This is a genomic window from Pseudomonas sp. CVAP#3 (assembly GCF_018986375.1).
GTDB lineage: Bacteria > Pseudomonadota > Gammaproteobacteria > Pseudomonadales > Pseudomonadaceae > Aquipseudomonas > Aquipseudomonas helvetica.
Map to the genome: position 1 here is coordinate 395,066 of NZ_JAHMSC010000001.1, position 21,112 is coordinate 416,177.

The following is a 21,112-nucleotide window of genomic DNA, read 5'->3' on the forward strand; positions in this document are numbered from 1 at the left end:
ATGCAAACCGGTTCGCGCCTCACGGTTATCCCACTTCGGAGTCCCAGATCACCGTGATACTCCCGGAATAGTTGGCCGCTTCGCCGGGTTTCAACATGTAGTCCACGTAAGCGCGTGCAATCTCGAAGTGCAAAACACCTGGAGCCCGATCCACATAAAACCCGGGTTTGAATGCTTGCGCATTCACCCCGCCCACGCGCAACGGACGACGTTTGACCGGTTGCCCGCTGACGTCCGTCAAGCCGTTGGGCAGGCTGACACTGAGCTGCACCGTGGCTGCGCGTTGTGAAACCGGATCACGAACCATGCAATCGAACAGCCCCGGAATCTGGCACTCCACGAGCATCTTGAAACGACTCGACGCCGAAATATTGAACGTCTGATCACGAAACAGCCGCGTTGGCTTGCGCCCCTGAGTCAGCCAGGCCTGCCATCCCCCCTGAGGGGCCAGTTCGACGCGATTGCCACCGGGTGGAATCTCGACCTTGAGCGTATGCCGAACATCCAGAGAGAAGCTGAGGGTCAGTTGGTTGTCACTTGGAATCATGACATCGCCCATATCGAAATCCTGATGAGGGCCGACCATATAGTTAATAGAACCGGTGTATTTACCCGCCACCATGTTCAGCGGGTCAGGTGTTCGCAGTTCATAAGCGAAAACGAAATACAGATACCGAAAGGACATCGGAATGTCGAAAAGCGCCTTTTTGCTGCACACACCCGCCCCCTCCGGGACTCTCCAGAAACTGTTGTAACCCCTAGGTCCATGGGTATACCAACCAACACCCTGGCAAGGAGCCCGGGGATAAACCCAGCCCCCACCTTCCCACAGTTGATCCCAATACCCACCCCCGGTTAACTCGGAAACGGCGCGGGGAATTGACGCTTCGTGACCAATACCGCCGATCCGTATGGAAAGCACTTTGGAATCACCTGACTCATGCGTAACGCGCACGTCTCTCCATTCCGAGGGAACCCGGGCCATGCCGCCCTGGCGAGGGTCGGCATGATTGGCCAGAATCGGCGCATTGGCCGTGAATAAAATGGGCGCTCGAAGACTGAAAAGGTTAAAGGGTTCACAGGCCACCGGGACCTGATTACAGAAACCCACAGAGGGTGTTTTATTGACGAATTCATTTTTTTGCGGCTTCGCCGAGTCGGGCTCGAACACCGCCTCAATGTCCAGCACCACCGCTTGCGCCTGCATTGCAAACACAGCGCACACCAGACTGCTCAATACACAGCCACTCAGTGTCCGGGCCAGTCGCCCGCTCAATAAGCTCATCATTTCGGTAACACCGCATTAAAAGTCATATTGACGCTGCCAAAGTAATTGCCGGGTTTATAAACCCCATCGACGGGCGGCACGGGTATGACTTCCAGCAAAACCCGTTTACCCAGGGCGGCATCGCTCAGGGAAACCACTTCGCTGCTTTCCAGCTCGCTCAATAACGTGCCGTTGAACAGAACACGCAAGCCAATGTCATGGGCATCGGTGCCGTTGGACAGATAAGGCCTGCCTTCAAGCCGGGCCTTGATCGAACCGGCTTCATTCTTGACATCGAAATACTTGCGCAAGCCGCCCAAGGTCGACGTCACCAGATTCCACGGCAGTTGCTGCTCACGATGTATCCAGCCAGAGTCCGCCGGAATGACGTAGAACGCCTGGCTCGGGACCGTCACGAACACCTCGAAGTGATGCACCTCGCGGGCTGCAAACGCCGAAGTACAGGCCCACAGGGCAACAGCCGACAAAGGCACGACAGTCAGTTTTTTGAACATGCTCATCACCTGGCGTTATCCCTTCACGTCGAGTTTTTTGCTTTTCTCGCCTTCAACCAGAGTGAAGCGGTATTCACGACCGGCCTGTTTCTCGAACTGAAAGGTCCGGCCCGCAAGAATGTGATGCTTGGTCGTCGGCTGGCAGTCCTGCTCGTTTTTCACCGCGCAGTCCTTGAACTCATCGATCACCACCACGCTGTTGCCGTTGTTGCGAATCCGGTAGTTGCGCGCGTCGTTCTCGATCGCGCTGTCGAAGCGGGTTTCCTTGGGTCGCACGAAAAATACCGTGCCGTACCCGGCCAGCACATTGACCCCGGCGGACAGGCCTTTCTTGTAATCTTCACGGTCTTCGCTGGAGACCGCGAACTCGTCTTCCTTCTCCGGAACCACCGGTACAAAACGCACCCGGAAATACCGCTCTTTCTCACGCTCGCCCATATACAACAGGCGCGTGCCCTGCATGCCGTTGGCCGGCACGATCAATCGGGCCGGGCTGGCCATCAAGCCATCACGCGCGGTCGCGTCGGCCTGGGTTTTGAGCGGCTCTTCCCGTGCGCTGCCATCGGCGTCATAAATAATTTCGAGAATATTGACCTTGACGAACGCGGTGCTGTCACCTCCGTTGAACACGCGTTTCAAGTAAGTACTTTTGTCCCCGTCCAGATAGTCATACACGGTCCCGACATTGATACTCGGGCCGGCGTGAGCCGTCTGGGTAAATAAGCAAAAACCAAATAATGCCACCAGGCGTTTCATAGTCCTGTCCCTCCTTGAATGAATGCCGCAATGACGCGACGCACTAAACCTCTGAATCCCAGATAACCGTCACACTTCCCGAGTACTGCCGTTGTGATTCGGGACGAATCATCTCTGCCACTTCGCTTGAAGGAATTTCGAAGTGCAGGGTTCCCGGTTTGCGGTCGACATAAACGCCCGGCTGGAACAGTTCAGTGCCGCTGCCATCACGCAGCAGTGGCCTACGATTGACGGGTAGACCGCCAACATCGGACACGCCATGGGGAAGACTGACGCTGACGTTCAGCGGTACGACATGACCGGTCACCGGCTCTCGCAAAGAGCAGGTTTTGCCGTCCTGGGTGTATTCACATTCAAGTTTCATCTTGAAGCGCGAACTGGCCGAGATATTGAAAGTCTGGTCCCGGAACAGGCGTGTGGGTTTACGGCCCTGTTGCAACCAGGCTTGCCAGCCACCTTGCGGCACCAGTTCAATCCGGTTGCCGCCCGGCGGAATTTCGACTTTGAGGGTGTGTTCGACGGTCAGGGTGAAGTCGAGCTGGATGAGCCCGTCCGCGGCTACGACGACATCGCCCAGATCGAAGTCGCCACCGGGACCGATGGTGTAGACCTGCATGCCCTGGTAGACACCCGAGGACATCTTCAGCGGATCCGGCGTGCGCAGTTCGTAGGTGAAATCCAGATACCGATAACTGAAACCGGGAATAAGAAATTTGGCCTGTTTGGCACACACCGCTTCTGTGGGGGTCAGCCAGAAAAATCCGAAGCCCGTGGTACCGTGATGGCTTATAGGGCCGATTGCTACGCAGGGACTGGGCGCATGTCGCCAATCATCGGTTGCCCACAACACCCGATGGGACTGGTACATATCCGGTTCGCCCGTGATATCCCTCACGTCGTCGCTAAGCCGATAAACAGCGCCCATCCCGGCAATGCGAACTTCCACTGTGGTCGCTTCGCCCGTTTCGCGGTTCAACACTGGCAACGTTCGCCAGGCGGCTGGCGTCTTGATCATCGCGCCCTGTCGTACGTCTGTGTGGTTGGGCTGGATGGGGCCAGTGGACTCAACACCTACGACATGTGAGCGCAGACTGAAAATATTGTGAGCCAAACAGGTGGCTGGTTGGGAAGTGCAGAATCCTTCATTGCGCGTCGTGTTCCTGAATTCATTGTTCTGCGGATTGCTCGGGTCAGGGTTGAAAGTGGCGGTGATCTGCTTAACCACCGCTCCCGCCTGCAACGGCGTGACAACCAGGCAGGCAGTGATGAATATCGTTCTTGCCGTGCGCCATCGCACTGTCAAAAAGCTCATCATTTTGCGGACTCCAGAGATTGAGCAACACACATCAACCGGCGCTCTGCACGGCATCGCCAACGTCTGCCAGCGTGTCTGGGCTGCAGCGCAAATCCCCGATCATCAACACATTGTTTTCAGTACGCCCACGGCTCGGGTCCAGCCGGAACTGACACAGCAACTGATTGCCATGCCGCACTTCGAGGGTCGGTGAACCGGCGTTCATTTCCATCGAGAAGAAGCCGTCCACTTCACTGACCCCACGGCTGGCGTGGTTGATGATGTGATGGCCCTTGAGCGGCTTGCCCGTGGGGTCAACCAGACGCCCAAGGACGGTGAGGGTTTTCATCACGCGGATCTTGCGATAGTCCACGCCGCCCTTGTTCAAGTGATAGCTGGTACGGGCTGGCTGGATGGTCGCGGCGGGCACATGGTTGCCTTCGAAGTCGAAGCTCACCGAACTGCTCTTGTACGCGGTGATCGGAATGAAATTGCGACCCGGACGCAGACGGGCGCTGCCGCCGCTGAGGTCATCGGCGCGCAGGGCGATTTGATCGAGATCGGACTCCACATCGACGATCATCCCTGCCCCGCTGCCCTGCTGCTGGTGGGTCATGACCAAGTGCTTGCCGCTGGTGGCAATCGTGCTGTCCAGGTTCAAGCCGCCGGTCAAGTTGTTACTGAAAGACGAGCGCTGAACGAACGCATCGCCATTGACTACCTCCGTACTGAAACTGGTGGTACCGGACAGACCGAGACCGTAAGTGTCGGACATCGCGGTGGCCGATACGCTCTGCAGCACATGGTCTTGCAGGTCTTTGCGGTAGGTCAGCGAGGCATTGTTGTCGCGTCCGCCCTCACGAGAAGTGCGTGAGCCGATGCTGCCGGACCACTGCTCACCGGGGCTGCCGAGCGCCAGGCTGAGCGTCAGGTCGACCCCGCGATTGCGCGAGTCACCACTGCTGACGCTTCCGGGTCGGTCAAACAGCGAAAAGCGCCAGTTGGCATCGTTGCCGAACAGAGTGCTGCGCTGGGTCCAGCCCAGATCCAGCCCCATCCCTTCAACGTTGCCCTCGCTATGCGAGACCCGCGCATTGACCGAGCTTTTGCTGGTAACGCGGTGGTTGAGCGCCAATGACGAATTGCTGGTCTGGCCGACAAACACATTGCGCTGGCGCACCCGCGTACCGTCGGGCAAGGTTTCAAAGATGTCGGTGGTGTCGAGCCAACTGCGGTTATGACTCAGGAACAGGCTGCCGGCGCCATAGTTGTACATCGTCTGCACATCAAGGCCGGTGCCGTGGTCCTTGGTCTGATAGACATTGGCGAAAAGGCTGACGTCGTTGGCCAGCGTCCAGTCAATCGACGAACCGTATTGCATCGTCTCTCGAACCTGACGCCCGGAAACCCCGAGAATCACCCGTGGGTGCAACAAGTAATTGAGCGCGGCGCCAGCGGTCATTTCACCGCTAGCCTGATCCTGCCAGTTACTCCACAGTTTGCTTTCCTGACCGGCGAACAGGTTGTAGCGCCAGCGCTCATCGTGGTTACGCCAGTTGCTGGGCTTGTACACCAGCTCCTGGGTGGTCGAGGTGATCTGACCGTCTTCAATCAGACGCACTTCTACTTCGTAGATACCACCGGGCAATGGCCGGGTATCCAGCGTCTGTAACCCCGCGTCCACCGGCTGGGTGTTGATCATCAGCCCATTGCGGTAGATCTCCACCGAAGCCTGGCGATTGGCGGTGACATAAATCGGGTACACCGCAGGTTTCGGGTTGTCGATCGCCAGACTGTCAGAGCTGCCGTACATCACCCCCACCGCCGTGTCGGGGCTGGCGCCGAACGAACGTGGCTGGCGGCTTAGGCCTTCGGAATTGGGCATGAAATAGCCCAGGCGCAGGAAGCTGCCTTGCAGCTCACGCTGACTGTAGAGCTCGTGTACGGCGTGGTACAGCTGATCGTCCGGACCGCCCAGGCGAGCCAGTTGCATGTTGAAACTCTGTGTCCAGTTGCCCAGGCTGCTGCTGGTTCCCAGGCCATAACGGCCACCAAGGTCCTGATCCTGACCGCCATTGAGGTTCAATTGATTACGCAGGATCAAGCCAGTGCTGCCGCCTTCGGGCAGGTTGTAATACTGCTGCACCTGATCGTCCCGTTCGGCGTTCTCCGTGAGAATCGACACCAGCGAGTTTTCGAGGCTGTAGTGCACGGCCAACAGTTGTTCGGGGCAGTTGGTCTGGCAGGCGCCCAGCGCCACACCTTGTTTCAGATGGTTGGCCCAGATGTCGCGTTCGCTGGGCTTGATTGTGCTGTCGCTGACATCATTGAAGTCAACTAAGGTGATTCGATCGTCGCGGGTCAACACGACCATCGCCTCACCAAGAAACTGTTGATCAAGTTCCACTCGCACCGCCAGCGGTACATCAAAGAAGTGCTCTTCGAACTCGCTCGGTAAACCCTTGGCTTGCGCAAGCAAACTTCGGGGTGTGTGGCCGTTGTCCGCTGGCGCGGCCAGGGCGGTTGCACAAAAACATAGGGCAAGCGCCGTCGCGATGGGAGTCATCGGGAACATGAACGGGATACTCTGAAGATAAATGCGTTGAAACCCGATCGACAGGCAGTGATTACCCATCGACCGGTAAGTGTTAACGAATAAGGCTGAGCCTTAAGTCATGACTGACTTAGATGCGCGGAACGGCATCGAAGATCACGACTGGGTTGGCCGTGTAAAAACCTGTCTGAGTGCTAATAGGCGGGGCGGCAGTAATCACCAGATCAGCCCGCATGCCCCCGTTGGATGCGGCATCGCTGACCACTTCTTTGGAAAAAGCGGTCAAGGTTACGCCGTTGAAGGTGTAGGTCATCGGAATGTTGTTGTTGCCGTTGCTCAGGGGTTGCGGACCACCTTCCACGTAAGCATTGACCGAACCGTTAGTGTGGCGGATATCGTAAGCCGCACGCAGCGGGCTCAAGGTCTCGGATATCACGTTCCAGGCCATTTTTTCATCTTTACCGAAGTCAGGATTCACCGGTTGGGCGTGGAATGCATTGGTGGGGATATTAGCGCTGATGTTGATGGACGAACGCGCTTCTTCCGCAGCGAACACCATCGAAGAGCTGAGAGCCAGGAGGGTCATCGGAACGGCGATTGCAAGCTTCTTGAACATTATTAAGTACCTGTCAATTTCAAAGGATTGGGCAGAGGAAAGTCTTGAAATGCGAATACCACTCAATACAACGATGGCGATTTCGCTTAACTTTCGACGCCGGAGAATGATCGTCAAATCCGTTGAGAAAGTAAGTACGCAACTTCCTAAGAACAGGTAGTAACAACGACTTTCGAGCCGCAGGAGAAAAGTCAAAAAAGCACTAACAGCACTTCTTTACCCTCAGAGAAATACTACACACAGCTCTAACTAAAAAAGCACACAGACAAGAACTAACCCAACTTCTGTAAGACCGGTACTACTTAACTCCCGGCACTTGGTTAATGATCAACAGCTTAACTTTATAATTAGTTAAATTACTCTAAAAAAGCAATCGACTCATCATTTATTGCGCGTGGTCTTAAGCGCCGCCCAAGGCCGACAGGAGGGCGACCGTTGGTCCAGGACGCTTGCCTAAGCCATAAGATATATCTTAAGTTGTATCTAAATACGACGAGAGCACTTAAAAATGAGAGACCATCATGCCCACCGAGAACACACAGACGGCCGCGACGGCTTCGAAAAACGCCCTGCCCCCGGCCGCGAACGCGGTGGACGCGGCCCGCGAGTATTCGCCCCCGGCGATCTGAAACTGCTGTTGCTGGCGCTGATCGCCGAGCAGCCGTGCCACGGCTACGACCTGATCCGCCAGATCGAAAGCATGTTCGATGGCGCCTACAGCCCCAGCCCTGGCGTGATCTACCCGACCCTGACCTTTCTTGAAGAAAGCGAAATGATCCTCGGCGATGCCGAAGCTGGAAAAAAACGCTACAGCATCACCGACGCCGGTCGTCTGTCATTAAGCGAGCAGGCAATTGCCCTGGACGGCGTGCGCATGCGCATCGAGGTCAGCAAGCGTTCGTTGCGCGGGCAAGACCGCCCGGCCGAGATCCACGAAGCGGTGCACAACCTGCGTCATGCCTTGCAAATGCATCACGGCCGCTGGAGCCCGGAGGAAATCCTGCGGGTGCGCGACCTGCTCAACAACACCGCCAAAGCCATCGTCGATGGCCCTGTCGTTCAATCTGTTCAGGAGAAGGCCGAATGACCGACGTCATCGTGCAAACCATTCACCGCGTCAGCCACGAACTCAAACGCCGTCGCCTGGAAGTGCTGCGGGTGGTCGACCTGACCCCGCGCATGCGCCGGATCACCCTCGGCGGAGCGGAACTGGCCGGCTTCGTCAGCCTCGGAACCGACGACCACGTAAAGCTGTTTTTCCCGCAAACCGCAGCGGAACACGCAACACTGGAAACCCTGGTGCTCGGTGCAGGTAAGGACAACGGACCAATGCCGGCGATGCGTGACTACACGCCCCGTCGTTACGATTTGGACACGCTGGAACTGGACATCGACTTTGTATTGCACGGCGATGGCCCCGCCGCGACCTGGGCGGCTCAGGCCACACCCGGCCAGCTCCTGCACATTGGCGGGCCACGGGGCTCGATGGTCGTGCCGGACGTGTTCGACAGTTACCTGCTGATCGGCGACGAGACCGCCCTGCCTGCCATCGCCCGCCGCCTCGAAGGCCTGGCGGCCAACCGTCGCGCTCTGGTGGTGGTGGAAATCGAAAACGGTGCCGAACAGCAAGTCCTCGAAAGCCAGGCGGAGGTCAAGGTGATCTGGGTCTTGCGCGAAAGTGGCAAGAACCACCTGCTGACGACCGTGCAACAGCTGCCAATGCCGAGCGGCGAGTTGTATGCGTGGATCGCGACAGAATCCAAAGTCTCACGACAGATCCGCCGCGTGCTGCTGGACGAGAAGGGTTTGAGTCAGGATCAGGTGAAAGCCGTGGGCTACTGGAAACTCGACGACAACGACGAAGCCTAACGACGCACTCCTGTGGCGAGGGGGCTTGCCCCCGTTGGGTTGCGAAGCGACCCCCAAACCATTCAATCGGGTTGTATCAGGCAGACCACATTGGTTGAATTACGACGGCTTCGCCGCCGAACGGGGGCAAGCCCCCTCGCCACAATCGATGTTCACTTTGGATCTATGCCAACTCGGCCTGCCGCCGTCCCGCGCCAGCGATCCAGCCCAACCACCACCAGCGCAATCAGCACAAACCCCAGCAATATCCCGCTGGCATTGATGAACACCTGGGGATAACCGAGTTTTTCGACATCAATAAAGGGATACGGGTAAAGCCCCAGCGAGTGCCCGCGCAGCAAGGTAAAAGCGAAATACAGCACCGGGTAAATCGCCCACAAACCGATGTGCCCAAGACGCAAGGTGCCCTTGGGTACGCACCGCCACCAATAGAACAGAAACAGCAGCGGCATGACGTCATGCAACAACTCGTCGGCGATGAACTGCCAGCCCTGCGGATGCCACAAATGCCGCAACAACAGGCTGTACGCCAGACCGACCAGGGTAATGCTCACGGCAATCGCGCTGCTGACCCATGGCTGTAAAAAAAACGTACGGCCCTTCGACTCGCGTGAAGTCACGGCGCAGGTCAGCACCGTCGCCACCAGCGTATTGGTCAGGACCGTGAAGTAACTGAAGTAACTCACCAGCCCACCCAGCTGGCTGGCGCTGACACTCCAGCGGCCGTAAAACACCAGGTACAGCTGAATGCTCAATCCCAGCCAGCCCAGCACGGCGGCCAAGCAGGTAAAACGGCTCATGACGGGCGACAGTCGAGTCGGCTCGGCGGGCATCTATATTCCTTAGAGCGGACGTTTGGTGCGCATCAACTTCACGTAGAGCTTTTCGACTTTCTCGCGGGCCCACGGGGTTTTGCGCAGGAAGGTCAGGCTCGACTTGATACTCGGATCGCTCTTGAAGCAGCGAATGTCGATGCGCTCGGCCAGCCCCGACCATTCGTAGTGTTGAACCAGCGTGTTAAGGATCTGTTCCAGGGTCACGCCGTGCAGCGGGTTGGTGTTCTGTTCGGTCATGCCGGGCCTTTGAACGAAGAAAGTAGAGGAAGCCGCGCACCTTAGCCGAGGGTGTCCTGCGGTGGAAGGACTCTGTGCGCTATCCGTTAAATGTAGGTGAACTCTGAACGATCGCAGCCTGCGGGTGTACACCTTCCGATGTGGAGCTGCCGCAGGCTGCGATCTTTTCAAGGGTGACCGCACACTGTTACCAAATCCGAAATGATCCATGTCAAGAAAAGCCCTTTCTCTCTTTGTTACAGATCATTATCCTTGCAAGCCTAAAAGCTGAATCGCTTCACCTGCCCGATTTCCCCTCGCAGCGTTCAGCTCTCTTCCCCTAAAAGACCAAGAATTCCTTCTCTATGCCTGACATTCAGACTTTGCGAGACAGCGCTGTCTTCCCAACTGGTGCTGCCCGAAAAGCCATTAGCCTGATCGGTGGGCTCAGCGCCCTCGGCCTTGCCACCTGCAGTCAAGCTGCCCCTGCATTCGATAGCGACTCACCGTGGATGCTCGGCGACTGGAACGGCACACGCACCGAACTTGCGGAAAAAGGCTACGACTTCAAGCTCGACTACACCGGCGAGATGGGCAGCAACCTGCACGGCGGCTACGACCACGATCGCACTGCGCGCTACAGCGACCAGTTCGGCCTCGGCACGCACCTGGACCTGCAAAAAATCCTCGGTTGGCACGACGCTGAATTTCAGCTGACCATCACCGAACGCAGCGGCAACAACATCAGCAACGACCGGGTCAACGATCCGCGCGTTGGCGGTTTCACTTCGGCCCAGGAAGTCTGGGGCCGTGGCCAGACCACCCGGCTGACGCAGATGTGGTATCAGCAGAAATTCTTCGATCAGAAGCTCGACATCAAGGCCGGTCGTTTTGGCGAAGGCGAAGACTTCAACAGCTTCCCCTGCGACTTCCAGAACCTGGCGTTCTGCGGATCCCAGGTCGGCAACTGGGCCGGTGGCATCTGGTACAACTGGCCAGTCAGCCAATGGGCGCTGCGGGTCAAATATCACCTGACGCCTGAACTCTACGCACAGATTGGTGCGTACGAGCAGAATCCGTCGAACCTGGATCGCGACAACGGCTTCAAGCTCAGCGGCAGCGGCACCCAAGGCACGGTGCTGCCGGTTGAGCTGGTGTGGACACCGAAGCTCAATGGCCTGCCGGGCGAATACCGCGCCGGTTACTACTACAGCAGCGCCAAGGCTACCGACGTCTACAAGGACAGCAACGGCCAGCCCGCCGCCCTGAGTGGTCAGCCCTACCGCAGCGCATCGAGCAAACACGGCGTCTGGCTGGGCGTGCAGCAGCAACTGACCAGCCGCGCCAGTGATCACTCGCGAGGCTTGAGTGTGTTCGCCAACGGCACGATGCACGACAAAAAGACCAACGCCGTCGACAACTATGTCCAGGCCGGCGTCGTCTACAAAGGCCTGTTCGATGCCCGTAGCAAGGACGATATCGGCTTCGCCATGGCCCGGGTTCACGTCAACCCGGCCTTCCGCAAAAATGCCGAGGCGATCAATCAGGCGCACGCGGTCTTCGACTACAACGACCCGTCCTACCTGCCGCCGCAAGACACCGAATACAGCGCCGAACTCTATTACGGCGTACACGTGACCAACTGGCTGACCGTGCGCCCGAACCTGCAATACATCCGCCATCCGGGCGGCGTGAATGAGGTCGATGACGCGCTGATCGGCGGGATCAAAATCCAGTCGTCGTTCTAAAACCCTTACTGAAACCTGCCCGTACCTGATCGTCATCTACAGTGAACAGGCGCGGGACTACTTAAACGTCACGGAGAACCACACTATGAGCACTGATGGTGCTTTGAGTCGAAGCCGCCTGTTGCCGAGCCTGCTCGGTATCGTGCTTCTGCTAATGGGCCTGGCCTTGCTGGCCGGGGGGATCAAACTGAGCATGCTCGGCGGCTCGCTGTATTACCTGCTGGCCGGGATCGGCCTGGTGCTGACCGGGATTTTGCTGCTGGCTGCCCGCCGTGCGGCGCTGGGCCTGTACGCCGTGGTGCTGTTCGCCAGTACGGTGTGGGCGCTGTGGGAAATCGGTCTCGACTGGTGGCAACTGGTGCCACGTCTGTCGCTGTGGTTCGCCCTTGGCGTAGTCCTGCTGTTGCCGTGGTTCCGCCGTCCACTGCTGCGTGATGGCGCTGCTCCGCTGGGCACTGCTGCGCTGAGCGTGGCCGTGGTGCTGGCCGGCGCCACCGCGGTTGCCAGCCAATTCACCCACCCGGGTGAAATCATCGGCGAGCTGGGCCGCGACACTGCCGACATGACCAGCACCGCGCCAGCAATGCCCGAAGGCGAGTGGCAGGCCTATGGCCGCACCGAATTCGGCGACCGCTACTCGCCGCTGAAGCAGATCACCCCGGCCAACGTCGGCAAGCTGCAGGAAGCCTGGCGCATCCGCACCGGCGACCTGCCGACCGCCGACGATCCGGTAGAGCTGACCAACGAGAACACCCCGCTGAAGGCCAACGGCATGCTCTATGCCTGCACCGCCCACAGCAAGGTGCTGGCGCTGGACCCGGACACCGGCAAGGAAATCTGGCGCTTCGACCCGCAGATCAAGAGCCCGGTGGGCTTCAAGGGCTTCGCCCACATGACCTGCCGTGGCGTTTCCTACTACGACGAGAACGCCTACGCCAAGGCTGACAACGCTTCGGCCGCCGTCATCTCCGAAGCTGGCAAAGCGGTTGCACAAGCCTGCCCGCGTCGTCTCTACCTGCCCACCGCCGATGCTCGCCTGATCGCCCTGAACGCCGACACCGGCAAGGTCTGCGAAGGCTTCGGCAATCACGGCGTGGTTGACCTGACCCAAGGTATCGGCCCGTTCACCCCCGGCGGCTACTACGCCACCTCCCCGGCGGCGATTACCCGTGATCTGGTGATCATGGGCGGTCACGTCACCGACAACGAGTCGACCAACGAGCCGTCCGGCGTGATCCGCGCCTTCGACATTCGCGACGGTCACCTGGTCTGGAACTGGGACAGCGGCAACCCTGAGGCGACCGAGCCTTTGGCACCGGGCAAGGTCTACACCCGCAACTCGCCAAACATGTGGTCGCTGGCCAGCGTCGACGAAAAACTCGGCATGGTCTACCTGCCGCTGGGCAACCAGATGCCTGACCAGTGGGGTGCCGACCGCACGCCGGGCGCAGAGAAATTCAGCGCCGGCATGGTTGCCCTGGACCTGACGACCGGCAAAGTTCGCTGGAACTTCCAGTTCACCCACCACGACCTGTGGGACATGGACGTCGGCAGCCAGCCAACCCTGCTCGACATGAAAACCGCCGACGGCATCAAGCCGGCACTGATCGCACCGACCAAACAGGGCAGCCTGTATGTGCTCGACCGTCGCAACGGCACACCGATCGTGCCGATTCACGAAGTGCCGGCGCCGCAAGGCGCAGTCACCGGCGACCATACCGCACCGACCCAGGCGCGCTCGGACCTCAACCTGCTCGGCCCGGAACTGACCGAAAAGGCCATGTGGGGCGCCAGCCCGTTCGACCAGATGCTCTGCCGCATCCAGTTCAAGCAACTGCGCTACGAAGGCCAGTACACCCCGCCGTCGTTGCAGGGCAGCCTGATCTATCCGGGTAACGTCGGTGTGTTCAACTGGGGCAGCGTGTCGCTCGACCCGGTTCGCCAGATGCTATTCACCAGCCCGAACTACATGGCGTTCGTCTCCAAACTGATCCCGCAGGCTGAAGTGGCTGCCGGGAGCAAGCGCGAGAGCGAGACCTCGGGCATCCAGCCCAACACCGGCGCGCCATACGCGGTGACCATGCACCCGTTCATGTCGCCATTCGGCGTACCGTGCCAGGCTCCGGCCTGGGGCTACGTGGCCGGTATCGACCTGACCACCAATAAAGTGGTGTGGAAGCGCAAAAACGGCACCAGCCGCGACAGCTCGCCACTGCCTATCGGCCTGCCAATCGGCGTGCCAAGCATGGGCGGCTCGATCGTCACTGCCGGTGGCGTCGGCTTCCTCAGCGGCACCCTGGACCAGTACCTGCGCGCCTATGACGTCAACAACGGCAAAGAACTGTGGAAGTCGCGCCTGCCGGCCGGCGGCCAAGCCACGCCGATGACCTACACCGGCAAGGACGGCAAACAGTACGTGCTGCTCGTCGTTGGTGGCCATGGTTCGCTGGGTACCAAGATGGGCGACTATGTGATTGCTTACAAACTGTCGGAATAAGCGTTAATGGCAGTTAAGAGAAAGGCGACTACCGTGAGGTAGTCGCCTTTTTTGTGGGTGATCAGCTGGAATATATGCAACACCGTACTGTGGCGAGGGGGCTTGCCCCCGTCGGGTTGCGCAGCAGCCCCAAACCCGTTAAACGCGGTGTGCCTGACAAAACCCGATTGCAGGTTTTGGGAGTGCTACGCACTCCAACGGGGGCAAGCCCCCTCGCCACAGGTTGAGTGTTTATCCCATGAGTAGGACGCAGAGAAGCTTCCGACATGGTTTTCAGGTTGTCGGTGGGAAGCCGCATCACTAGTCTTTGGTGGTCGCTGCCAATTCAGCGACCGGGTTTGACCGTCCGTGTACACTCTAGGCGCACAGCGTCCACTGATCATGAGCAGACGCTTTTTTTATGTCTGTCATTTCATGTTATGGCGGCTGTGCGCGGGATACCTTCGGGTATGCCGGGTACCCGGAGTCCCGGTCGGTCAACCCGCGTACAGTTGCCACCCCAATTCGTTTGACCGCGGACGGTGGCAGCTCCACTACTCTGGGAGCTTCATCATGCACAAAGTCACTCCAAATCCGCCTGAAACCCCAAGCACTTCCCCTTACGCCTCCACCGACTCGAAAAAACTCCACGACGCCGCCGAGCGGGCGCTGGATCACTACCTCAAGCCACCGTTCGACAAGGGCAACCTGCCCGACAAACGCCCCTCCAACATCTTCGCGGTCATCCCTGATCTGGATAACGAAACCTTGCTGGCGCATGCCTCGGAAACCCTGGCGTCGGTCAATGTGCTGGCCAGTGACCTGGCGTTCGAGCTGGAAGGCACGCGCCGACATGTGGCGCTGGCGATTCAGCAGATGGTCTCGTTGGGGGAACTGTTGGTGAATCGGGCACTGGATAGTTTCGATCAGCCAGAACAGCCATAACACCGCGCTCTGAAGCCAATGTGCTTCTGTGGCGAGGGGGCTTGCCCCCGTTGGAGTGCGCAGCACTCCCAAAACCAGCAATCGGGATGCGTCAGGCACACCGCGTTTGCCGGGTTTGCGGCTGCTGCGCAACCGAACGGGGGCAAGCCCCCTCGCCACAGGTTTGGGTGTACATCGTTGAGTACGAAACACCCGCCAACAACCGCCCCCCCCATTGAAACCACCCACCACCTGCCCCATCTATCCCTCATACCCCATTGCGCAGGTGCCCCATGAGCGACCAGCAAGAATTCCCGGATAACCCGAGCGACTACGCCGACCCCGAACACGCCGAACGCCCCACCTCATCAGGCAAAGGCCTGGCCCTGCCCGGCCAGAACCTGCCGGACAAGGTCTACATCATCCCGATTCACAACCGCCCGTTCTTCCCCGCGCAAGTACTGCCGGTGATCGTCAACGAAGAACCCTGGGCCGAAACCCTCGACCTGGTCGCCAAGTCCGAACATCACTCGCTGGCACTGTTCTTCATGGACACCCCGCAGGAAGACCCACGGCATTTCGACACCTCCGCCCTGCCGCTCTACGGCACCCTGGTGAAGGTCCATCACGCCAGCCGCGAAAACGGCAAACTGCAATTCGTCGCCCAGGGCCTGACCCGCGTACGCCTCAAGACCTGGCTCAAACACCATCGCCCACCGTACCTGGTGGAAGTCGAATACCCGCACCAACCGAGCGAGCCGACCGATGAGGTCAAGGCCTACGGCATGGCGCTGATCAACGCGATCAAGGAACTGCTGCCGCTCAACCCGCTGTACAGCGAAGAGCTGAAAAACTACCTCAACCGCTTCAGCCCCAACGATCCGTCGCCGCTGACTGACTTTGCCGCCGCCCTGACCTCGGCCACCGGCAGCGAGCTGCAAGAAGTGCTCGACTGCGTGCCAATGCTCAAGCGCATGGAAAAAGTCCTGCCGATGCTGCGCAAGGAAGTCGAAGTCGCGCGGTTGCAGAAAGAAATCTCCGCCGAAGTGAACCGCAAGATCGGCGAGCACCAGCGCGAGTTTTTCCTCAAGGAACAACTCAAGGTCATCCAGCAGGAACTGGGGCTGACCAAGGACGACCGCAGTGCCGACGTCGAACAGTTCGAGCAACGGCTGGTGGGCAAGGTCCTGCCACCGCAGGCGCAGAAACGCATCGAAGAGGAAATGAACAAGCTGTCGATCCTCGAAACCGGCTCGCCGGAATACGCGGTCACCCGCAACTACCTCGAGTGGGCGACAGCAGTGCCGTGGGGCGTTTATGGCGAGGACAAACTCGACCTCAAACACGCGCGCAAAGTCCTCGACAAACACCACGCCGGGCTCGACGACATCAAGGACCGGATTCTGGAATTCCTCGCGGTCGGTGCCTATAAAGGCGAAATCGCCGGCTCCATCGTGCTGCTGGTCGGCCCGCCGGGCGTGGGCAAAACCAGCGTCGGCAAATCCATCGCCGAGTCGCTGGGGCGGCCGTTCTATCGCTTCAGCGTCGGCGGCATGCGCGACGAAGCCGAGATCAAGGGCCACCGCCGCACCTACATCGGCGCGCTGCCGGGCAAACTCGTGCAGGCGCTGAAAGACGTTGAAGTGATGAACCCGGTGATCATGCTCGACGAAATCGACAAGATGGGCCAAAGCTTCCAGGGCGACCCGGCCTCGGCGCTGCTGGAAACCCTGGACCCGGAACAGAACGTCGAATTCCTCGACCATTACCTGGACCTGCGTCTGGACCTGTCGAAAGTGCTGTTCGTCTGCACCGCCAACACCCTGGACTCGATCCCGGGTCCCTTGCTCGACCGGATGGAAGTGATTCGCCTGTCGGGTTACATCACCGAAGAAAAGGTCGCCATTGCCAAGCGTCACCTGTGGCCAAAACAGCTTGAGAAAGCCGGGGTCTCCAAAACCAGCCTGTCTATCAGCGACAGCGCGCTGAAAGCCTTGATCGACGGTTACGCCCGCGAAGCCGGGGTGCGTCAGTTGGAAAAACAACTGGGCAAACTGGTGCGCAAAGCGGTGGTGAAACTGATCGACGAACCGAAAGTAGTGATCAAGATCGGCCCCAAAGACCTCGAAGCCTCACTCGGCATGCCGGTGTTCCGCAACGAACAAGTGTTGTCCGGCACCGGCGTCATCACAGGCTTAGCCTGGACCAGCATGGGCGGCGCGACCTTGCCGATCGAAGCCACGCGCATTCACACCCTCAACCGTGGCTTCAAACTCACCGGACAACTGGGTGATGTGATGAAGGAATCGGCCGAGATCGCCTACAGCTACGTCAGCTCGCACCTCAAGCAGTTCGGTGGCGACGCGAAGTTCTTCGACGAAGCCTTCATCCACCTCCATGTGCCGGAAGGTGCAACACCGAAAGACGGCCCAAGCGCCGGCGTAACCATGGCCAGCGCCCTGCTCTCGCTGGCACGCAACCAGCCACCGAAAAAAGGCGTGGCCATGACCGGCGAACTGACGTTGACCGGGCATGTACTGCCGATTGGCGGAGTACGCGAGAAAGTAATTGCAGCGCGACGCCAGAAGATCTTCGAACTGATACTGCCGGAGCCTAACCGGGGTAGTTTCGAAGAGCTTCCGGACTACCTGAAGGAAGGCATTACCGTGCACTTTGCCAAGCGCTTTGCGGATGTGGCGAAGGTGTTGTTCTAATCAAAAGCCCCTCACCCCAACCCTCTCCCGGAGGGAGAGGGAGCCGATTCTTGTTGCCTTCAGAATCTGAGTTCGGCTCGATATTTCAGGTCGATGTACCTTGTCCAATCACCTCGATCAGTTCCCTCTCCCTCCGGGAGAGGGTTAGGGTGAGGGCTGGCACTGTCACACTTTGATTCATCTTCGGTTATGCTCGCCGTTCGTCGTGAAAACCGGAGCGCTTGACCCTCATGTCCCCTACCCGTCTGCTTTTGCCCCTAAGCCTCGCCCTGCTGGCCGCCTGCGCCACTCAACCGAAACAGAACGTGACGGTGGAAAAACAAAGCGAATGCCCGGTGCAACTGAACAACGGGCAACACCTGATCCTGACCCTGCCGAGCAACCCGACCACCGGTTATCGCTGGGCGATCCAGGACTCGGCCGGTGGCGTGCTGCGGGCGATCAGCCCCGAGGTTTACAGCAACCCGGAGAACACCGGGTTGGTGGGCAGTGGCGGGCAATCGACCTGGCGCTTTCAAGCCTTCGCCGCGGGCAACGGGCGTTTGCGTCTGACTTATCAACAGCCGTGGGAACCGGAAGTCGAACCCGCGCAAACCTTCGACTGCGCGATTTCGGTTAACTGATCATGGGCTGGCTGATTCTGGCGCTGATGGGCGCGGTAACGTTTCTCTACGGAGTGAGCGTACACGCCGCGTTGCTGTGCCTGTTGGTCAAACCGTTGCCGGTGTTGGCGCTGCTCGGCTGGTTGCACGACGCGCCGCCCAGCGACTATCGGCGCTGGATCAGTCTTGGCCTGATGTTTTCCGTGCTCGGCGATGTGCTGTTGGCGTGGCCAGGGGACTTGTTCGTGTTTGGCCTCGGCGCGTTTCTGGTGGCGCACCTGGTGTACTTGAAAGCCTATTTGAGTGATTGCCGACGCCTGGCGCTGGTGCCGCTGATCTTCGCGCTAGGCGTCGGTGCCGTGCTGCTGGGGATCCTGATCAGCCATGGCCTGGGGCCGTTGCTGATTCCGGTGATCGTTTACGCCGTGGCCATCAGCGCCATGCTCTGGCGCGCCCTCGCCCGTTTGGGCAGCGATGTGCCCAAGCGCTCGGCGCTGTTGGCGGCCGGGGGGGCGCTGGCGTTTGTGTTCTCCGACAGCGTGATCGGCATCAGCCGTTTTGTAGTGCCGTTCGAGGCCGCACCCTATGTGATCATCCTCAGCTACTGGCTGGGGCAATGGGGAATTACCGCGTCGGCGTTCTCCCAGAAACCGCGCTGACCCCTGTGGCGAGGGAGCTTGCTCCCGCTGGAGCGCGTAGCGCTCCCAATACTGGCAATGACAATTTTTCAGATAGATCTCATTCGCTGGTTTTGGGGCTGCTACGCAGCCCAGCGGGAGCAAGCTCCCTCGCCACAAGCACTAACCTGCCATGCAACCGGTGGAACGTCAGCGGTTTATCAGACAACCCGCGCATCCACGCGCCAAGTTGGCTAAAATGCCGGCCTTTTCCACATCCGCCGCTGGAACCGCCGTGAGCAAAGAATCCGATCGCCTTTTCGCCCAGCCTTTGGCCCAGGTGCCTGACTTCGCCTTTAACGAGGACGTGGTGCGGGTGTTCCCGGACATGATCAAGCGCTCGGTGCCGGGTTACCCGACCATTGTCGAAAACCTCGGCGTGCTCGCGGCGCAGTTCGCCCAACCGGGTAGCGTGCTCTACGACCTCGGTTCGTCGCTTGGCGCTGTGACCCAGGCCCTGCGCCGTCACGTGCGCACCGACGGTTGCCGGGTGATCGCGGTGGATAACTCGGCGGCGATGGTCGAGCGTTGCCGCGAATACCTCAACGGCCAGGACTCGATGTTCCAGGAGCTGCTGCCGGTTGAAGTGATCGAAGGCGACATTCTCGCGCTGGAGTTCAAACCGGCCTCGGTGGTGGCGCTGAACTTCACCCTGCAATTCATCGCCCCGGATCAACGCCTCGCACTGCTCGCGCGCATTCGTCAGTCGCTGTTGCCCGGCGGTGCACTGATTCTGTCGGAGAAGCTGCGTTTCGAAGACGCGCAAGAGCACGCGCTGCTCACCGACCTGCATATCGCCTTCAAACGCGCCAACGGCTACAGCGAACTGGAAATCGCCCAGAAGCGCAGCGCCATCGAAAACGTCATGAAGCCCGACAGCCTCCAGGAACACCGCGAACGCCTGCTGGCCGCCGGGTTCTCGAAAGTCGTGCCGTGGTTCCAGTGTCTTAACTTTGCCTCGTTGATTGCCTTGCCATGATTGATCTGTCTCCCCTCGCCCGCCGTCTGGCCGGTACGCCGCTGGCCGATTGGGCCAACACCCTGCAAGCGCAACTCGATGTGAAAATGGAAAAAGGTCACGGCGACCTCGAGCGCTGGCAGAGCGCGCTGGACGCCTTGCCGAAGCTCCAGCCGAGTGAAGTCGACCTGCTGAACGGCTTGATCCTCGACACCGACTGCGACGATGAAACCCGCGCGCAAATGCGTACTGCATTGATGGGTTTGTCGCCTTGGCGCAAAGGCCCGTTCGACCTGTTCGGCGTGCACGTCGACACCGAATGGCGTTCGGACTGGAAGTGGTCGCGGGTCGCCCCGCACCTCGACCTCAAAGGTAAACGCATCCTCGATGTCGGCTGCGGCAACGGCTACTACATGTGGCGCATGCTCGGCGCGGGTGCCGACAGCGTGATCGGCGTCGATCCGAACTGGCTGTTCTTCTGCCAGTTCCAGGCGGTGCAGCGTTACCTGTCCGAGCCCAACGCCTGGCACCTGCCATTTCCTTTTGAAGACCTGCCACCGAATCTGGAAGGCTTCGACACCGTGTTTTCCATGGGCGTGTTCTACCATCGCCGCTCGCCGATCGAGCATTTGCTGGCGCTGAAGGATTGCCTGGTCAAGGGCGGTGAGCTGGTGCTGGAAACGCTGGTGATCGAAGGTGACGAGCAGCAGGTGCTGGTGCCGGAAGACCGCTATGCGCAGATGCGCAACGTCTGGTTCCTGCCGTCGGTGCCCGCGCTGATGCTCTGGCTGCGCCGCGCCGGATTCAGCGATGTGCGCTGCGTGGACGTGAGTGTGACCACGGTTGAAGAGCAACGCGGGACCGAGTGGATGAAGTATCAGTCGCTAAGCGACTTCCTCGATCCTGATGATCACAGCAAGACCATTGAAGGTCTGCCGGCACCGATGCGCGCAGTGATCGTCGCCAAAAAATAACGCAGCACACCTGTGGCGAGGGAGCTTGCTCCCGCTCGAGTGCATAGCACTCGCAAAGGGTCTATCCAGCTAAAAACGCATTGACTGTTTTTAGGGCCGCTTCGCGCCCCAGCGGG

The 21,112-nt window shown here is 59.4% G+C and carries 18 protein-coding genes; 10 read left to right on the forward strand and 8 right to left on the reverse strand.

Annotated elements, in window-relative coordinates:
- Positions 1 to 25 precede the first annotated feature (25 nt).
- From KRR23_RS01825 to KRR23_RS01850, 6 genes are all read right to left on the reverse strand, one after another.
- Entirely contained in the window at positions 26 to 1,288 is a 1,263-nt protein-coding gene (locus KRR23_RS01825; RefSeq protein ID WP_216741099.1) for a hypothetical protein, read from the reverse strand.
- Positions 1,285 to 1,782, reverse strand: coding sequence for a CS1 type fimbrial major subunit (locus KRR23_RS01830; RefSeq protein WP_123582574.1), 498 nt, complete (start codon positions 1,780 to 1,782; stop codon positions 1,285 to 1,287). Before KRR23_RS01830 ends, KRR23_RS01825 begins: the two co-directional genes overlap by 4 nt.
- A 15-nt stretch (positions 1,783 to 1,797) precedes the next feature.
- A complete protein-coding gene (locus tag KRR23_RS01835) occupies positions 1,798 to 2,538 on the reverse strand; it encodes a molecular chaperone (RefSeq protein WP_216741100.1) in 741 nt (246 codons plus the stop codon).
- Between the two features lie 43 nt (positions 2,539 to 2,581).
- Positions 2,582 to 3,853 carry a hypothetical protein gene (locus tag KRR23_RS01840; RefSeq protein ID WP_216741101.1) on the reverse strand — a complete coding sequence of 424 codons (1,272 nt, stop codon included), beginning with the start codon at positions 3,851 to 3,853 and terminating at the stop codon, positions 2,582 to 2,584.
- A gap of 31 nt (positions 3,854 to 3,884) precedes the next feature.
- Positions 3,885 to 6,407: a CS1-pili formation C-terminal domain-containing protein gene (locus KRR23_RS01845; RefSeq protein WP_216741102.1), complete on the reverse strand. Its 2,523-nt coding sequence runs from the start codon at positions 6,405 to 6,407 to the stop codon at positions 3,885 to 3,887.
- A gap of 109 nt (positions 6,408 to 6,516) precedes the next feature.
- Positions 6,517 to 7,002: a CS1 type fimbrial major subunit gene (locus KRR23_RS01850; RefSeq protein ID WP_216741103.1), complete on the reverse strand. Its 486-nt coding sequence runs from the start codon at positions 7,000 to 7,002 to the stop codon at positions 6,517 to 6,519.
- Between the two features lie 508 nt (positions 7,003 to 7,510).
- Between KRR23_RS01850 and KRR23_RS01855 the strand changes: the two genes are divergently transcribed.
- Both KRR23_RS01855 and KRR23_RS01860 read left to right on the forward strand, forming a co-directional pair.
- Positions 7,511 to 8,089: a PadR family transcriptional regulator gene (locus KRR23_RS01855; RefSeq protein WP_216741104.1), complete on the forward strand. Its 579-nt coding sequence runs from the start codon at positions 7,511 to 7,513 to the stop codon at positions 8,087 to 8,089.
- Positions 8,086 to 8,871 carry a siderophore-interacting protein gene (locus KRR23_RS01860; RefSeq protein ID WP_216741105.1) on the forward strand — a complete coding sequence of 262 codons (786 nt, stop codon included), beginning with the start codon at positions 8,086 to 8,088 and terminating at the stop codon, positions 8,869 to 8,871. The genes KRR23_RS01855 and KRR23_RS01860 overlap by 4 nt, the downstream gene beginning before the upstream one ends.
- A gap of 152 nt (positions 8,872 to 9,023) precedes the next feature.
- Here KRR23_RS01860 and KRR23_RS01865 read toward each other — a convergent pair whose 3' ends face one another.
- Positions 9,024 to 9,704 (reverse strand): Pr6Pr family membrane protein, encoded by a 681-nt coding sequence (locus KRR23_RS01865; RefSeq protein ID WP_216741106.1) that lies wholly within the window; start codon positions 9,702 to 9,704, stop codon positions 9,024 to 9,026.
- 9 nt (positions 9,705 to 9,713) lie between these two features.
- On the reverse strand, positions 9,714 to 9,944 hold the full coding sequence (locus KRR23_RS01870; protein ID WP_019693422.1) for a VF530 family DNA-binding protein: 231 nt from the start codon (positions 9,942 to 9,944) through the stop codon (positions 9,714 to 9,716).
- Positions 9,945 to 10,288: 344 nt separating this feature from the next.
- Between KRR23_RS01870 and KRR23_RS01875 the strand changes: the two genes are divergently transcribed.
- The 8 genes from KRR23_RS01875 to cmoB all read left to right on the forward strand — a co-directional run bounded on the left by KRR23_RS01875 (position 10,289) and on the right by cmoB (position 20,996).
- Complete coding sequence (locus tag KRR23_RS01875; RefSeq protein WP_216741107.1) at positions 10,289 to 11,671, forward strand: carbohydrate porin; 1,383 nt, start codon at positions 10,289 to 10,291, stop codon at positions 11,669 to 11,671.
- Positions 11,672 to 11,756: 85 nt separating this feature from the next.
- Positions 11,757 to 14,168: a glucose/quinate/shikimate family membrane-bound PQQ-dependent dehydrogenase gene (locus tag KRR23_RS01880; protein WP_216741108.1), complete on the forward strand. Its 2,412-nt coding sequence runs from the start codon at positions 11,757 to 11,759 to the stop codon at positions 14,166 to 14,168.
- Positions 14,169 to 14,720: 552 nt separating this feature from the next.
- Positions 14,721 to 15,092 (forward strand): DUF6124 family protein, encoded by a 372-nt coding sequence (locus KRR23_RS01885; protein ID WP_019693425.1) that lies wholly within the window; start codon positions 14,721 to 14,723, stop codon positions 15,090 to 15,092.
- 272 nt (positions 15,093 to 15,364) lie between these two features.
- Positions 15,365 to 17,785 (forward strand): endopeptidase La, encoded by a 2,421-nt coding sequence (gene lon, locus KRR23_RS01890; protein ID WP_253911869.1) that lies wholly within the window; start codon positions 15,365 to 15,367, stop codon positions 17,783 to 17,785.
- 230 nt (positions 17,786 to 18,015) lie between these two features.
- Positions 18,016 to 18,408, forward strand: coding sequence for a protease inhibitor I42 family protein (locus KRR23_RS01895; RefSeq protein WP_216741109.1), 393 nt, complete (start codon positions 18,016 to 18,018; stop codon positions 18,406 to 18,408).
- Positions 18,409 to 18,410: 2 nt separating this feature from the next.
- Positions 18,411 to 19,046: a lysoplasmalogenase gene (locus KRR23_RS01900; RefSeq protein WP_216741110.1), complete on the forward strand. Its 636-nt coding sequence runs from the start codon at positions 18,411 to 18,413 to the stop codon at positions 19,044 to 19,046.
- A 217-nt stretch (positions 19,047 to 19,263) separates the two neighbouring features.
- A complete protein-coding gene (gene cmoA, locus KRR23_RS01905) occupies positions 19,264 to 20,043 on the forward strand; it encodes a carboxy-S-adenosyl-L-methionine synthase CmoA (RefSeq protein WP_177474908.1) in 780 nt (259 codons plus the stop codon).
- Positions 20,040 to 20,996 (forward strand): tRNA 5-methoxyuridine(34)/uridine 5-oxyacetic acid(34) synthase CmoB, encoded by a 957-nt coding sequence (gene cmoB / locus KRR23_RS01910; protein WP_216741111.1) that lies wholly within the window; start codon positions 20,040 to 20,042, stop codon positions 20,994 to 20,996. The genes cmoA and cmoB overlap by 4 nt, the downstream gene beginning before the upstream one ends.
- Positions 20,997 to 21,112 lie beyond the last annotated feature (116 nt).